Source organism: Pseudomonas mosselii (genome assembly GCF_005796105.1).
Classification (GTDB): Bacteria; Pseudomonadota; Gammaproteobacteria; order Pseudomonadales; family Pseudomonadaceae; genus Aquipseudomonas; species Aquipseudomonas mosselii_C.
In genome coordinates this window covers 113,588-127,784 of sequence record NZ_VAUO01000003.1, presented here as the reverse complement: position 1 = coordinate 127,784, position 14,197 = coordinate 113,588, and the positions used below count along the sequence as shown (strand labels likewise).

At 63.5% G+C, this 14,197-nt stretch carries 14 protein-coding genes; 9 read left to right on the top strand and 5 right to left on the bottom strand.

The features are described from left to right. The first annotated feature begins 98 nt into the window (after positions 1 to 98). Together FEM01_RS09715 and FEM01_RS09710 are read left to right on the top strand one after the other, a co-directional pair. Positions 99 to 932 carry a DMT family transporter gene (locus FEM01_RS09715; protein WP_138219224.1) on the top strand — a complete coding sequence of 278 codons (834 nt, stop codon included), beginning with the start codon at positions 99 to 101 and terminating at the stop codon, positions 930 to 932. 31 nt (positions 933 to 963) lie between these two features. Continuing rightward, on the top strand, positions 964 to 1,350 hold the full coding sequence (locus tag FEM01_RS09710) for an MAPEG family protein (protein WP_138219223.1): 387 nt from the start codon (positions 964 to 966) through the stop codon (positions 1,348 to 1,350). Between the two features lie 49 nt (positions 1,351 to 1,399). Here the strand turns inward: FEM01_RS09710 and mltA are convergent, their stop codons facing one another. Continuing rightward, complete coding sequence (mltA, locus tag FEM01_RS09705) at positions 1,400 to 2,551, bottom strand: murein transglycosylase A (RefSeq protein WP_138219222.1); 1,152 nt, start codon at positions 2,549 to 2,551, stop codon at positions 1,400 to 1,402. A gap of 119 nt (positions 2,552 to 2,670) precedes the next feature. Between mltA and FEM01_RS09700 the strand changes: the two genes are divergently transcribed. Further along, positions 2,671 to 3,117, top strand: coding sequence for a c-type cytochrome (locus tag FEM01_RS09700; protein WP_138219221.1), 447 nt, complete (start codon positions 2,671 to 2,673; stop codon positions 3,115 to 3,117). Positions 3,118 to 3,147: 30 nt separating this feature from the next. Here the strand turns inward: FEM01_RS09700 and FEM01_RS09695 are convergent, their stop codons facing one another. The 4 genes from FEM01_RS09695 to FEM01_RS09680 all read right to left on the bottom strand — a co-directional run bounded on the left by FEM01_RS09695 (position 3,148) and on the right by FEM01_RS09680 (position 7,707). Then, positions 3,148 to 3,540 (bottom strand): DUF1090 domain-containing protein, encoded by a 393-nt coding sequence (locus FEM01_RS09695; protein WP_138219220.1) that lies wholly within the window; start codon positions 3,538 to 3,540, stop codon positions 3,148 to 3,150. Positions 3,541 to 3,688: 148 nt separating this feature from the next. Beyond that, positions 3,689 to 5,359 carry an NAD-dependent DNA ligase LigB gene (ligB, locus tag FEM01_RS09690; protein ID WP_138219219.1) on the bottom strand — a complete coding sequence of 557 codons (1,671 nt, stop codon included), beginning with the start codon at positions 5,357 to 5,359 and terminating at the stop codon, positions 3,689 to 3,691. Between the two features lie 145 nt (positions 5,360 to 5,504). Beyond that, the gene (metK, locus tag FEM01_RS09685; RefSeq protein WP_138219218.1) at positions 5,505 to 6,695 is read right to left on the bottom strand and encodes a methionine adenosyltransferase; all 1,191 of its coding nucleotides are present in this window, start codon (positions 6,693 to 6,695) and stop codon (positions 5,505 to 5,507) included. Between the two features lie 19 nt (positions 6,696 to 6,714). Continuing rightward, positions 6,715 to 7,707, bottom strand: coding sequence for an ArsR/SmtB family transcription factor (locus FEM01_RS09680; protein ID WP_138219217.1), 993 nt, complete (start codon positions 7,705 to 7,707; stop codon positions 6,715 to 6,717). Between the two features lie 243 nt (positions 7,708 to 7,950). On the opposite strand from FEM01_RS09680, the gene tkt reads away from it, so the two are divergent. From tkt to fba, 6 genes are all read left to right on the top strand, one after another. Continuing rightward, positions 7,951 to 9,948 (top strand): transketolase, encoded by a 1,998-nt coding sequence (gene tkt / locus FEM01_RS09675; protein WP_138219216.1) that lies wholly within the window; start codon positions 7,951 to 7,953, stop codon positions 9,946 to 9,948. Positions 9,949 to 10,098: 150 nt separating this feature from the next. After that, positions 10,099 to 11,160, top strand: coding sequence for an erythrose-4-phosphate dehydrogenase (epd, locus tag FEM01_RS09670; protein WP_138219215.1), 1,062 nt, complete (start codon positions 10,099 to 10,101; stop codon positions 11,158 to 11,160). 12 nt (positions 11,161 to 11,172) lie between these two features. Further along, entirely contained in the window at positions 11,173 to 12,336 is a 1,164-nt protein-coding gene (locus FEM01_RS09665) for a phosphoglycerate kinase (RefSeq protein WP_138219214.1), read from the top strand. 32 nt (positions 12,337 to 12,368) lie between these two features. After that, positions 12,369 to 12,587: a hypothetical protein gene (locus tag FEM01_RS09660; protein WP_138219213.1), complete on the top strand. Its 219-nt coding sequence runs from the start codon at positions 12,369 to 12,371 to the stop codon at positions 12,585 to 12,587. 80 nt (positions 12,588 to 12,667) lie between these two features. After that, positions 12,668 to 12,997 (top strand): MliC family protein, encoded by a 330-nt coding sequence (locus FEM01_RS09655; protein WP_138219212.1) that lies wholly within the window; start codon positions 12,668 to 12,670, stop codon positions 12,995 to 12,997. Positions 12,998 to 13,096: 99 nt separating this feature from the next. Continuing rightward, positions 13,097 to 14,161: a class II fructose-bisphosphate aldolase gene (fba, locus tag FEM01_RS09650; RefSeq protein ID WP_138219211.1), complete on the top strand. Its 1,065-nt coding sequence runs from the start codon at positions 13,097 to 13,099 to the stop codon at positions 14,159 to 14,161. The last annotated feature ends 36 nt before the right edge of the window (positions 14,162 to 14,197 follow it).

The following is a 14,197-nucleotide window of genomic DNA, read 5'->3' as shown; positions in this document are numbered from 1 at the left end:
GGATTTGTTGAATGAGTTCCTGGACAGCCTGTGCTGGCCCGATCGCCAGGTAGGCGCGATATAGTGCTGGCCAAACAACGAAAACAAGGATCCGAGGCGTGCTTGCAACCTCTCTCGTGCTGGTAGCAGCCTTGCTGCACGCCACGTGGAACACCCTGATCAAGTTCAGCGCCGAGCGTCTGCTGGTGATCGCCAGCATGGATGCGGTGGCGCTGGTGTGCGCGGTGCTGGCGGTGGCGTTCGTCGAGCTGCCGCCGACGCAGGTCTGGCCATGGCTGTTGGCCTCCGCCTTCGCCGAACAGGTGTACCGGGTGCTGCTGATCAAGGCCTACCGAGTCGGAGACCTTGGGCTGGTGTATCCGTTGATGCGCGGTTTGTCGCCGCTGGTCGTGCTGGGGCTGACCTTGGCGTTCGCGGGTGAATCCCTGAGCCAGCAGCAAATCATCGGCATTTTGTTGATTCCCTGCGGCATGGCCTGCTTGCTGTGGCAGGGTGGTGGCGGCCATCGACTACCCTGGTCGATGTTACCGGTGGTCGCGCTGATCGGCCTGTGCATCGGCTGTTACACCTGGTTCGACGGCCAGGCGGTGCGCTTGTGGGGCAAACCGCTGGATTATCTGGTCTGGCTCACCCTGCTCAGCGCCTGGCCGTTCCCGTTGCTGGCGAGTGTGGCCCGGCGTGCGCCATTCGTGCTGTTCTGGCGCATGCAGTGGAAATTGGGCCTGGCGGTGGGGTTCTGTGTGCTGTTCAGCTATGCCCTGGTGCTGTGGGCCATGCACCTGGGGTCGGTGGCGGAGGCGGCGGCACTGCGCGAGGTGAGTGTGATCCTGGTCGTGCTGCTGGGCATGCGCTACCTCAAAGAACCTTTTGGTGGCCCGAGACTCCTAGCTTGCGGGCTGGTACTGGCCGGCATGCTGGTGATGAAGCTCTGAACCCTTCCCGTGTAAACAAGGAGTCCTGTCCATGACCGTCGCCCTTTGGTGCATTCTCATCGCTCTGTGCCTGCCGCCGCTGTGCGCCTTGATTGCCAAGGCGGCCAGTGGGCGCTTTGGTATGAGCGATAACCATGACCCGCGTGCCTTCCTCGACACCTTGTCGGGTTTGCCGCGACGCGCCCATGCTGCGCAACAGAATGGCTACGAAGCGTTTCCGGCATTTGCCGCAGCCGTGCTGGTGGCGGATATCGTCGGGAATGCCGAACAGGTCACCCAGGATGTGCTGGGGGTCATGTACATCACCAGCCGGCTGCTCTACATCATCTGCTACCTGGCCGACTGGGCGGTGCTACGTTCGGTGGTCTGGCTGGTGGGGCTGGCGTTGATCGTCTCGTTCTTCGTGGTTTCGGCCTAAGTCCGCTGCGCTGTCTTCGCGGGCAAGCCCGCGAAGTACGCTGTATCGATCACGGCACCTTGGGCACTTCGGGCAGTGGCTTGCCCTTGGGCCAGAGCATCCAGATCTGCCCTTGCTGCTTCATGTTACCGGCCAGTTCGCCAGCAGCGGGGCCGGTGCCCCAGAACAGGTCGGCGCGTACCTCACCGGTGATTGCTCCGCCTGTGTCCTGAGCCCCTACCGGGCGTACCACCGGGCTGCCGTCCGGGCGGGTGGTGGATAACCACAGCAAGCTGCCCAAGGGAATGACCTTACGGTCGATGGCCACGCTGTAGCCGGCAGTCAACGGGACGTTGAGCGAGCCGCGCGGCCCTTCGTTGCTGTCCGGGCGTGTACTGAAGAACACATAGCTGGGGTTGCTGGCCAGCAGCTCCGGTACGCGCTGCGGGTTGGCCATAGCCCAGGCGTGGATACTGCCCATGGTCACGTCCTCTTTCTTCAACTGGCCCTGCTCGACTAGCCAGCGGCCGATCGGGCGGTAAGGGTGGCCATTCTGATCGGCATAGCCCAGGCGCAATTGCCGCCCGTTCGGCAGTTGCACCCGGCCTGAACCCTGGATCTGCAGGAACTGTAGGTCCATCGGATCGGTCAGCCACGCCAGCACTGGCGCCTTGGCACCCTCGCGGTTGATGACCTCGGCGGTGTCGTAGGGCTTGAGCACTCGGCCTTCGAGACGCCCGCGCAGGCGCTTGCCCTTGAGTTCGGGGTACACGCTGGCCAGGTCCACCACGACCATGTCCTCGGGTATGCCATACACCGGCACCTGCGCGTTATCGGTACGCGTGAGGCTGCCGGGATAGACCGGCTCGTAGTAACCGGTGATCAGGCCGTTCGCGTTGTTTTCGGCCGAGCGCAGGCCATGCACTTGCAGGTTCTGTTGCAGGAAGTCGCGAACCTGCGCCGGGTCGGCGGGGACCCCGGCTGCGGCGGTGCAGGTGTCGGCCCAGACCGTATCGCGAGTGAGCTTCTCGCAGCCGACACGCCAGGCCTGGAAACCGGCCAGTAGGTCGGCGTCGCTGACGGCGGGTAGATCTTGCCAGGTCGCATCGACGTAGGTGGCGATGGCGTGTGGCTCGGGCTTGGTGCTTTCGCCGCCGTTGCAGCCGGCCAGCAGGGCCAGTGCCGGCAGGGCCCAGGCGAGGTGTCGCAATGCAGAGGTCATGGTTGCAATCCTGTGGGGGCGCACATGAATATTCAGCCCTGTTTTTTGTATGGCTATTGGTCTTTGCCCAGCGGGCAGCGATACTGGCAGCCCGATTGTGCTGGCCGAAGAGACCCCAGATGTTCAAACGATTGACCGTAGTGCTGCTCGCTGCCCTGGCCCTGACGGCTTGCGATGGTGTCGATCCGCACTCGCCGTTGGGCCAGCGCAAGGCGATCTTCAAGTCGATGTTGAAGACCAGTGAAGACCTGGGCGGCATGCTGCGAGGCCGCTTGCCGTTCAATGGGCAGACGTTCGCCGAGGGTGCTGTGACGCTCGATGAGCTGTCCCATCAACCTTGGCAGCACTTCCCGCAGGCACGGGATGCGGGAGACAGCAGCGCCCGTGCCGAGGTGTGGGAGCGTCAGGCGCGTTTTCAGGACCTGGCCCGGCAACTGGAGGGCGTGACGGGCGAGCTGGTGGCGGTGACGCGCGCGCAGCCCTTGGACGCCGCGCAGCTCAAGGGGCCGATGGACAGGGTCGAGGCCGCGTGCAAAGCGTGTCATGCAGAGTTTCGAAATCATTGATCGCGCGTACTGACGAGCGACCTGAAACGATCAACGGTCCAGCTCGTCCACTGCTTTTTGCAGTTCCTTGCGAGACTCGGCGAGCTTGTCCTTGCGCTTGTTGATCTTCTCGGCGTCGCCTTTCTTCTCGGCCTTTTTCAGGTCCATTTCGCGCTGTGCCACTTCGTGGCGGGCATCCAGCACTTTTTGCTCACGCTCCTTGCGCAGGCCACTGTCGGTGCAGTTCTCGACGCCGCGCAGTGCTTCTTCAAGTCCAGCCGCCTGGGCCGTGTTGCCGTGGTCTTGGGCGATCTTGAGCTGGTTTTCGATTGCGCTGCGCTTGGCCGCGCAGCCGGTCAGCCCGGTATCAGGCGCTGCGGCTTGTGCTGTGCCGAACGCCAGCGCGAGGGTTGCCAGCAGGGTGAGGGTGGGCGCGAATTTCATCTAAGCCTCCTTGATGGGGCGAGGTAGCAAAATAGTGCGGCAAATCCTGCCTTGGTTTTCACAATTTAGAAACCCTTGCTCCAGCTTTCTGAAGCAAGATCGGACTTTTCCTACCTGCGTTTTTGTTAGCGCTTATTGCCTAAGGGCATCATTCGAAACCTGCGATGCCGAGATTTTGTAGTTGCTGCGCCAATGCCTGTACCTGGGGCGCGGCAAAGAAACCCGCAAGCTGGTGGGCGCGTTTGGTGCCGATGCCGGGCACTGCACGCCACTCATCGATCGTACGCGTAGTAAGTTGTGTCCAGTCGCCCAGTAGTGGCGGGGTACGCGGCGCGGGCACGCCCAGCCCGTGTAGCCATTGCTCGAAAGGGCGTGAGCGGCCGGCCTTGAAACTGTGCAGCAAGTGCTTGGCTCTGGTTTCGCCGAAACCGGGAAGCGCAGCCAGTTGGCTGGCGTCGAGCGTCAGCCAGTCGCTCATGCGCCGCACCTGTCCGCCTTGCACCAGGCGCCTCCAGGTCGCAGGCCCAGTGCCAGGCATGGCCAGCCCATGTTTGCCGCTTAGCCATGCCAGGCGAGCAATGAACTGCTCTTCGCAGCCCTCGCTGGCTTGCCAACAGGTGTGCGGGCCGTATTGCTCAGCGGCTGGCGCCGCGACCGCAGGTCGTTCGCGGGCTCTATGCACCACCTGTTCGAAGCGCGGAATAGTCAGTCCGGCCAGGCTGATGGCGACCTGATCGCCTGGGCGGATGTCGAGTGCTTGCCAACGTGCGAGCGAGCCGAGGCTGACCTGGGTGATCTGACGATCATCGAGGGTGACCGCGCGCAATTTGAGCACCGGGGTAACCCGGCCTGTACGGCCGACGCGGAACTGCACCGCGCGCACCTCTGCCAAGGCCTGTGAGTACGGGTATTTCCAGGCGGCGATCCAGTAGGGGGCTTTCGCTTGCCAGCGTTGCGCCGGTGGCCGGCTGTCCTGGCGCAGGATCACCCCGTCGGTGGCGAAGGGCAGGGGCGTGCGATACCAGTGTTGGCGCCAGCGCTCGGCCTCCTCCAAACGGTCGATGGCCACGCTCAAGCGCTGGCTGTCGGCGAAGCCCAAGGCGGCCAGCCTGGCCAGACGTTCGCCTTGGGTGTTCGGGCCGTGTGGCCAGTCCCAGACGAACAGGCCCACGGTGGCCCCTTGTTCGGCGCTCATGTGCGTGCGCGCCATTAGCCCGGCGACGGCCCCGCGCGCGCCGACGCTGCCTGCCTGCGCCTGGACATGCTGGTCCAGGCGCAGGTACAGCTCGCCTTGCAGCAGCATGTTGAGCGGCTCGGGTAATGTCTGGGGAATGTTGCTCAGCACGCCGATGTGGCGGCTCCAGTCATGCCCTTGAATGCCATCGCCACGGCTCAGCAGTTTCACCAGGCGTCCCCTGCGGTAGACCAGCGTGGCGGCCACACCATCGACTTTCGGTTGCAGCCAGACGCCGTGCTTGCCCTGCAACCAGCGCCCTACCGCCTCGGCGTCGGGCAGCTTGTCGACACCGGTGTGTGGAACCGGGTGAGGGATCGGGCCTTTTGCGTTGGCTAGCGGATTCGTTTCGCCGGGCTGGGCGAAACAGCCTTGCAGGTGCTGCAGGCGCTGGCGGCTTTGGTCATACAGTTCGTCGGCCACCAGGGCTTTGCCCTGGCGGTGGTAGTGATCGTCCCAGCGACTCAGGGTGTCGCGTAATTGCCTGAGTTCCGTGGCAGCCTGCTCGGGTGACCAAGGCGGGCATTCGCTGGCCTGGGCGATGAGTACGTGAAGGGGGAGGATCAGCAGCATCAACCATGGCATGGCCGGCATCCTTGCGTGGCGAAGTGGAGACCACAGCCTAGGCCTGGGAGTGGCAATTTCGATCACGCAGGTGTTAGCCGATATGTCACGAAAAAGCCCCTGCCGATCAACTCGGCAGGGGCTTTCCTGAGCGGCTGTAGGACGTTTACAGGCCGGCGGCGGCGCGCAGGTCGGCGGCGCGGTCGGTGCGCTCCCAGGTAAAGGTGGTGAACGTGTCGTCACCAACGGTCTTCTGCTGCGGAGTACGACCGAAGTGGCCGTAAGCGGCGGTTTCCTGGTACATCGGGTGGAGCAGGTCGAGCATGGTGGTGATGGCGTATGGACGCAGGTCGAAGCACTCGCGCACCAGCTGGATGATCTTGTCGTCGGATACTTTGCCGGTGCCGAAGGTGTTGATCGAGATGGAGGTCGGCTGGGCCACGCCGATGGCGTAGGACACCTGGATCTCGCAACGCTCGGCCAGGCCGGCGGCGACGATGTTCTTGGCGACGTAGCGGCCGGCGTAGGCGGCGGAGCGGTCGACCTTGGATGGGTCCTTGCCGGAGAACGCGCCGCCGCCGTGCCGGGCCATGCCACCGTAGGAGTCGACGATGATCTTGCGACCGGTCAGGCCGCAGTCGCCCACTGGGCCACCAATGATGAAGTTGCCGGTGGGGTTGATGTGGTACTGGGTACCCTTGTGCAGCAGCTCGGCCGGCAGGGTGTGCTTGACGATCAGTTCCATCACCGCTTCCTGCAGGTCTTTCTGGGACACTTCAGGGTTGTGCTGGGTCGACAGCACGACGGCGTCGATGCCCACCACCTTGCCGTTCTCGTAGCGGCAGGTGACCTGGGACTTCGCGTCTGGGCGCAGCCACGGCAGCAGCTTGGACTTGCGCGCTTCGGCCTGACGCTCGACCAGGCGGTGCGAGAAGCAGATCGGCGCGGGCATCAGCACATCGGTTTCGTTGCTGGCGTAGCCGAACATCAGGCCCTGGTCACCGGCGCCCTGGTCTTCCGGGCGCGAACGGTCGACACCTTGGGCGATGTCCACCGATTGCTTGCCGATGATGTTCATGACGGCGCAGGTCGCGCCGTCGAAACCGACGTCGGAGCTGTTGTAGCCGATGTCGATGATGACCTTGCGCACCAGGTCTTCCAGGTCGACCCAGGCCGAAGTGGTTACTTCGCCGGCAATGATGGCAACACCGGTCTTGACCAGGGTTTCACAGGCCACGCGGGCGTATTTGTCCTGGGCGATGATCGCGTCCAGGACCGCGTCGGAAATCTGGTCGGCGATCTTGTCCGGATGCCCTTCGGACACGGACTCGGAGGTGAAAAGGGAGTATTCGCTCATCTCGATGGGTTCCTGAAATTTACCGATGTTGTGTGTCGCCAGCGGCCCGCTGGAAATGCCGGACCTGGATCTGGAAACCGTTACGCAAGCCCACGTAGAGGCTGTCCCCTGGAGTCAGCCCCGCAGCGTTGGCCCAACGGGCCAGGTCGTCCTGCTCGAAGCCAAGCCACAGGTCGCCGCAGGCATCGCGGGCCCAACCTTGGTCATGGCTGCAAAGCTCGGTGACCAGCAGGCTGCCGCCCGCTTTCACCCGTCTGGCCAGCTGGCGCAAAGCCAGGGCCGGGTCGCTGAAATGGTGCAGGACCATGTTCAGCACAACGCAGTCGGCGTTTACATCCGTTGTACCCAGTGCATCGGCCAACTGCAGGTTTACGTTATCCAGTTGCTCGCGTTCGCAAACTTGTCGCGCCAGGTCTAGCATGGTCGGGCTGTTGTCCATGCCCGTGACCTGGGCGAAGCGCCGGGCCAGGTCAGGCAGGAAACCGCCATCGCCGGGGCCGACTTCGAGGGCACTGGCATGCGGGCCGAAATGCAGCTTGTCGAGCAATGCCAGCAGGCTGTCGCGGTACTGCGGCAGGCCGGCGATCAGGTCTTGCTGGGCGCGAAACTTCTCTTCCACGCGTAGGAAAAAGTCCTGGCTGGTGGCGGCGCGGCGTTGCTGGACCTGATCAATGCGTGCCAGCACATCCTGGGGCAGGCCTAGCGCATCGACTTCGTCGAGCAATGCCGCGTGCAGGCGACCGCCATGGCGCTGGCTGTCGGGCAGGGCGCGGCGATAGAAGATCGCATTGCCTTCGCGGCGCGTCGCCACCAGCTCGGCCTGCGCCAGTACCTTGAGGTGATGGCTCATGCCCGACTGGCCGATGTCGAAAATCTGCGCCAGCTCCAGCACGCCGAACGAGTCGCTGGCTAGCGCGCGCAGTACATTCAGGCGCAGCGGATCGCCGCTGGCCTTGCACAGGGCAGCCAACTCGTCGCTGCTTTGAAGTGGAATGGGGGTGGGCAAATTCATGGGGCGGGAGTCTAGACAGGCAGCGATGCCCCTGCAAGGTCAATATCAAAAAGTTTTGATATTGCTGATGGGCTGCAAGCTTTCAGCAGCAAGCAAAGCGCGGTGGTGTCACAAGTCGGGGCGCTCTTGCCGCTTAAAGCTTGCCGCTTGGCGCTTTAATGTTTGCCCCCGGCCCCCGCACTGGGCGAAAATGGTCGCCTTTTTTCGTTTCACCACTTATTTAAAGCCCCAGGAGACTCAGCGATGCCCAGCCGTCGTGAACGTGCCAACGCCATTCGTGCCCTCAGCATGGATGCCGTGCAAAAGGCCAACAGCGGCCACCCAGGTGCCCCCATGGGTATGGCGGATATCGCCGAAGTGCTTTGGCGCGACTACCTCAAGCACAACCCAAGCAACCCGAACTTCGCCGACCGTGACCGCTTCGTGCTGTCCAACGGCCATGGCTCGATGCTGATCTACTCGCTGCTGCACCTGACCGGCTACGACCTGTCGATCGACGATCTCAAGGCCTTCCGTCAACTGCACAGCCGCACTCCGGGTCACCCGGAGTATGGCTATACCCCAGGCGTGGAGACCACCACCGGTCCGCTCGGCCAAGGTATCGCCAACGCCGTGGGCTTCGCCCTGGCTGAAAAAGTCCTGGCGGCCCAGTTCAACCGTGACGGCCACACCATCGTCGACCACAACACCTACGTGTTCCTGGGCGATGGCTGCATGATGGAAGGTATCTCCCATGAGGTCGCCTCGCTGGCCGGCACCTTGGGCCTGAACAAGCTGATTGCCTTCTATGACGACAACGGCATCTCCATCGACGGCGAAGTGCACGGCTGGTTCACCGACAACACCCCGGCGCGCTTCGAAGCGTACAACTGGCAGGTGATCCGTAACGTCAACGGTCACGATGCCGACGAAATCAAGATGGCCATCGACACCGCTCGCAAGAGCGACCGTCCGACCCTGATCTGCTGCAAGACCATCATCGGCTTCGGCTCGCCGAACAAGCAGGGCAAAGAAGACTGCCACGGTGCGCCGCTTGGCAACGACGAAATCGCCCTGGCTCGCAAGGAGCTGAACTGGAACCACGGCCCGTTCGAAATCCCAGCCGACATCTACGCCGAGTGGGACGCCAAGGCTGCCGGTGCCAAGGCCGAGGCCGAGTGGAACCAGCGCTTCGACGCCTACGCCAAGGCGTTCCCGGAGCTGGCTGCCGAGTTCAAACGTCGTGCTGCCGGTGACCTGCCTGCCGACTTCAGCGCCAAGGCCCAGCAGTACATCAACGAAGTCGCGGCCAAGGGCGAAACCATCGCTAGCCGTAAAGCCAGCCAGAACACCCTGAACGCTTTCGGTCCGCTGCTGCCCGAGTTCCTCGGCGGCTCGGCTGACCTGGCCGGCTCCAACCTGACCCTGTGGAAGGGTTGCAAGGGCGTCGAAGCCAATGACGCCAACGGCAACTATGTGTTCTACGGCGTACGCGAGTTCGGCATGACCGCCATCATGAACGGCGTTGCCCTGCACGGCGGCCTGGTGCCGTACGGCGCGACCTTCCTGATGTTCATGGAATACGCGCGTAACGCAGTGCGCATGTCGGCACTGATGAAGCAGCGTGTGATCCATGTCTACACCCACGATTCCATCGGCCTGGGCGAAGACGGCCCGACCCACCAGCCGATCGAGCAACTGACCAGCCTGCGCAGCACTCCGAACCTGGATACCTGGCGTCCAGCCGACGCGGTGGAATCCGCCGTGTCCTGGAAGTACGCCCTGGAGCGTAAGGACGGCCCATCGGCGCTGATCTTCTCGCGTCAGAACCTGCAACATCAGGACCGCGACGCCCAGCAGATCGCTGATATCGCGCGTGGCGGTTACGTGCTCAAGGACTGCGCAGGCGAGCCTGAGCTGATCCTGATCGCCACCGGCTCGGAAGTCGGCCTGGCCGTTCAGGCCTTCGACAAGCTCAGCGAGCAGGGCCGCAAGGTCCGCGTGGTGTCGATGCCGAGCACCAGCGTGTTCGACGCCCAGGACGCCGCCTACAAGCAGTCGGTCCTGCCACTGCAAGTCGGTGCACGTATCGCTATCGAAGCTGCCCACGCGGACTTCTGGTACAAGTACGTCGGCCTCGAAGGCCGTGTCATCGGCATGACCACCTATGGCGAATCGGCTCCGGCCCCTGCGCTGTTCGAGGAATTTGGCTTCACCCTGGAGAACATCCTGGGTACCGCCGAAGAGCTGCTGGAAGACTGATACAGGCAAGGCGAGGGCCGTTGGCCCTCGTTCGCGGCGCAAGGCCGCTCCTACAGGGTATTGCGTATGCCGTCCCCTGTAGGAGCGGCCTTGTGCCGCGAATGGGCCGCATAGCGGCCCCGTTCAACCGCCGGAGTTCAAGAGCTACTTATGCCCCACCCGCGCCCCTATAAAGTTGCACTCAACGGTTACGGCCGCATTGGCCGTTGTGTCCTGCGCGCACTGTTCGAGCGTGGGGCGGAGGCTGGCTTCGAGATCGTCGCGTTGAACGACCTGGCCGATCAGGCCAGCATCGAATACCTGACTCGCTTCGACTCCACCCATGGCCGTTTTCCCGGCGAGGTAAAGGTCGACGGCGACTGTCTGCACATCAACGGCGACTGCGTGAAAGTGCTGCGCAGCGCCACCCCCGAGGGCATTGACTGGGCCTCCCTGGACATTGACCTGGTGCTGGAGTGCTCCGGTGCCTACAACACCCGTGCCGACGGCCAGCGTTTCCTCGACGCCGGCGCGCCGCGAGTGCTGTTCTCGCAACCGATGGCCAGTGAGGCCGATGTCGATGCCACCGTGGTCTACGGCATCAACCAGGATGGCCTGACCGGTGCCGAGCGTCTGGTGTCGAACGCCTCCTGTACCACCAACTGCGGCGTGCCGCTGTTGCGGGTGCTGGACCAGGCATTCGGCATCGAGTACGTACAGATCACCACCATCCACTCGGCAATGAACGACCAGCCAGTGATCGATGCCTATCACCACGAAGACCTGCGCCGCACGCGTTCGGCATTCCAGTCGGTGATCCCTGTGTCGACCGGGCTTGCCCGGGGTATCGAGCGGCTGCTCCCGGAACTTGCCGGGCGAATTCAGGCCAAAGCCGTACGCGTGCCGACGGTGAACGTCTCGTGCCTGGACATCACCCTGCAAACCGCTCGTGACACCAGCGCCGCAGAGGTCAACCGGGTGTTGCGCGAGGCCGCGCTGAGCGGACCGCTCCAAGGTTTGCTGGCCTACACCGAGTTGCCCCACGCCAGCTGTGATTTTAACCATGACCCGCATTCGGCCATCGTCGATGCCAGCCAGACCCGTGTTTCCGGCCCTCGCCTGGTGAACCTGCTGGCTTGGTTCGACAACGAATGGGGGTTCGCCAACCGTATGCTCGACGTTGCCCAGCACTACTTGCACGTCGTCCAACCACTCCGCAGCAAACAGCCCTGAAGGACTGCATTCATGACCGTGTTGAAGATGACCGACCTCGACCTGCAAGGTAAGCGCGTACTGATTCGCGAAGACCTCAACGTCCCTGTTAAGGACGGTGTGGTCGCGAGCGATGCGCGTATCCTGGCCGCGCTGCCGACCATCAAGCTGGCCCTGGAAAAGGGCGCAGCGGTAATGGTCTGCTCGCACCTGGGGCGCCCAACCGAAGGTGAGTTCTCCGCCGAAAACAGCCTCAAGCCTGTGGCTGACTACCTGAGCAAGGCCCTGGGCCGCGAAGTGCCGCTGGTGGCCGACTACCTGGGTGGCGTCGAGGTCAAGGCCGGCGACCTGGTACTGTTCGAGAACGTGCGCTTCAACAAGGGCGAGAAAAAGAACGTCGATGAACTGGCCCAGCAATATGCAGCCCTGTGCGACGTGTTCGTGATGGATGCCTTCGGCACCGCCCACCGCGCCGAGGGTTCGACCCACGGCGTCGCCAAGTTCGCCAAGGTGGCCGCTGCCGGCCCACTGCTGGCCGCCGAGCTGGACGCCCTGGGCAAGGCCCTGAAGGCCCCGGCCAAGCCGATGGCGGCGATCGTCGCCGGCTCCAAGGTGTCGACCAAGCTGGACGTACTGAACAGCCTCAGCTCGGTCTGCGACCAGCTGATCGTCGGCGGCGGCATCGCCAACACCTTCCTGGCTGCCGCCGGTCACCCGGTCGGCAAGTCGCTGTACGAGCCTGACCTGGTCGAAACCGCCAAGGCCATCGCCGCCAAGGTCAGCGTGCCGCTGCCGGTTGACGTGGTGGTGGCCAAGACGTTTGCCGAAGACGCCGAAGCGACCGTCAAGGCCATCGCGGATGTTGCCGCCGACGACATGATCCTGGACATCGGCCCGCAAACTGCGGCCAATTTCGCCGAGTTGCTGAAATCGTCCAAGACCATCCTGTGGAACGGCCCAGTGGGCGTGTTCGAATTCGACCAGTTCGGCAACGGCACCCAGGTGCTGGCCAAGGCCATCGCCGAGAGCGCCGCGTTCTCCATCGCCGGTGGCGGCGATACCCTGGCGGCCATCGACAAATATGCTGTCGGTAAGGAAATCTCCTACATTTCTACCGGTGGCGGTGCGTTCCTCGAGTTCGTCGAAGGCAAGGTCCTGCCGGCCGTCGCCATCCTCGAACAGCGGGCCAAGGCCTGAGCACCACGGCGCCAGGCAAAGGGAGCGACCTGATGGTCAAGCAATTGCCGTTGTTGATCCTCGCGGGCCTGCTCGGCGCTTGTGCCAGCAGCCCGTCTTCGGACGCCGAGCCTGCGCAGTCGTCCAAGGGCGGCTGCTACCAGTCTCAGTGGCAGGCCGAGACGGTGCCTGTGATCAGCAAGCGCGTGGGCCCGGATGGCCTGGAAAAGTACGACGACGAACACCAGCGCAAGGCGCCGGGCTGCCCTTGATCGGCGCCTGGGCAACCAAGCTTGGCTTTTGTGGTCTTGGACTAGGGGCTGCGTAGCGGACCCAACATGAGGTTTAACGGATGAAAGCGCTACTGGCCCTGATAGCCCTGGCGACACTGGCAGGCTGTTCGCTGCTGCAACCGGCCCAACCCGCATCGGCGGACAACTGGACCCGCTGGGTGTGCGACAGCAAGGCGCAAGTGCTGTGGCGCTTCGCCGACGCCAAGCAGGACGCGGTGGACGTGCGCCTGGCGGGCAGCGACCAGGTCTACCGGCTCAAGTCCGAGCCGGGCGCTTCGGGCGCGCTGTACAGTGACGGCGTGCTGGCCTTCCACACCAAGGGCAACGAAGGCTTGGTGTACTGGGTGGCGACCGACGATCTGATTGGGCGGGGCTGCAAGGCACCGTGACTGGCCGGGCCACGACGATGGCCCACACTACTTGAACAGCAAGCGCCCCTGCGGCAGGCTTGCACGAAACAACGACGCTTGTCGGGAGAGAGATACACAATGGCACTCATTAGCATGCGCCAGATGCTGGACCACGCCGCCGAGTTCGGCTACGGCGTTCCGGCTTTCAACGTCAACAACCTCGAGCAGATGCGCGCCATCATGGAAGCGGCCAACGCGACCGACTCCCCGGTTATCGTTCAGGCCTCCGCCGGTGCCCGCAAATATGCTGGTGCCCCGTTCCTGCGCCACCTGATCCTGGCAGCCATCGAAGAGTTCCCGCATATCCCGGTGTGCATGCACCAGGACCACGGCACCAGCCCTGACGTGTGCCAGCGTTCGATCCAACTGGGCTTCAGCTCGGTCATGATGGACGGCTCGCTCGGTGAAGACGGCAAGACCCCGACTGATTACGAGTACAACGTGCGCGTTACCCAGCAAACCGTCGCCATGGCCCACGCCTGCGGCGTTTCGGTCGAAGGCGAGCTGGGCTGCCTGGGTTCGCTGGAAACCGGCATGGCCGGTGAAGAGGACGGTATCGGCGCCGAAGGCGTGCTGGATCACAGCCAGATGCTGACTGACCCGGAAGAAGCCGCCGACTTCGTCAAGAAGACCCAAGTGGACGCCCTGGCCATCGCCATCGGCACCAGCCACGGCGCCTACAAGTTCACCAAGCCGCCGACCGGTGACGTGCTGGCGATCGACCGTATCAAGGAAATCCACAAGCGCATCCCGAACACCCATCTGGTGATGCACGGTTCTTCCTCGGTGCCGCAAGAGTGGCTGGCGATCATCAACCAGTACGGCGGTGACATTAAGGAAACCTACGGCGTACCGGTCGAAGAGATCGTCGAAGGCATCAAGCACGGCGTACGTAAGGTCAACATCGACACCGACCTGCGTCTGGCCTCCACGGGTGCCATGCGCCGCCTGATGGCGCAGAACCCGAGTGAGTTCGACCCACGCAAGTTCTTCGGTGAAACCGTCAAGGCCATGCGTGACGTGTGCATCGCGCGTTACGAAGCGTTCGGCACTGCCGGTAATGCCTCTAAGATCAAGCCGATCTCCCTGGAAGGCATGTTCCAGCGCTACCTCAAAGGTGAGCTCAACGCCAAGGTCAACTGATCCGGCGATGTGCAAAAAACCCGCATTCATGCGGGT

What these genes read in the sequence shown, in the direction of transcription:
- ligB (WP_138219219.1), bottom strand. Translation starts at nt 5,359, where the DNA reads ATGCCATGGTTGATGCTGCTGATCCTCCCCCTTCACGTACTCATCGCC.
- FEM01_RS09710 (WP_138219223.1), top strand. Translation starts at nt 964, where the DNA reads ATGACCGTCGCCCTTTGGTGCATTCTCATCGCTCTGTGCCTGCCGCCG.
- fba (WP_138219211.1), top strand. Translation starts at nt 13,097, where the DNA reads ATGGCACTCATTAGCATGCGCCAGATGCTGGACCACGCCGCCGAGTTC.
- FEM01_RS09660 (WP_138219213.1), top strand. Translation starts at nt 12,369, where the DNA reads ATGGTCAAGCAATTGCCGTTGTTGATCCTCGCGGGCCTGCTCGGCGCT.
- epd (WP_138219215.1), top strand. Translation starts at nt 10,099, where the DNA reads ATGCCCCACCCGCGCCCCTATAAAGTTGCACTCAACGGTTACGGCCGC.
- FEM01_RS09695 (WP_138219220.1), bottom strand. Translation starts at nt 3,540, where the DNA reads ATGAAATTCGCGCCCACCCTCACCCTGCTGGCAACCCTCGCGCTGGCG.
- tkt (WP_138219216.1), top strand. Translation starts at nt 7,951, where the DNA reads ATGCCCAGCCGTCGTGAACGTGCCAACGCCATTCGTGCCCTCAGCATG.
- FEM01_RS09655 (WP_138219212.1), top strand. Translation starts at nt 12,668, where the DNA reads ATGAAAGCGCTACTGGCCCTGATAGCCCTGGCGACACTGGCAGGCTGT.
- mltA (WP_138219222.1), bottom strand. Translation starts at nt 2,551, where the DNA reads ATGACCTCTGCATTGCGACACCTCGCCTGGGCCCTGCCGGCACTGGCC.
- FEM01_RS09665 (WP_138219214.1), top strand. Translation starts at nt 11,173, where the DNA reads ATGACCGTGTTGAAGATGACCGACCTCGACCTGCAAGGTAAGCGCGTA.
- FEM01_RS09700 (WP_138219221.1), top strand. Translation starts at nt 2,671, where the DNA reads ATGTTCAAACGATTGACCGTAGTGCTGCTCGCTGCCCTGGCCCTGACG.
- FEM01_RS09680 (WP_138219217.1), bottom strand. Translation starts at nt 7,707, where the DNA reads ATGAATTTGCCCACCCCCATTCCACTTCAAAGCAGCGACGAGTTGGCT.
- metK (WP_138219218.1), bottom strand. Translation starts at nt 6,695, where the DNA reads ATGAGCGAATACTCCCTTTTCACCTCCGAGTCCGTGTCCGAAGGGCAT.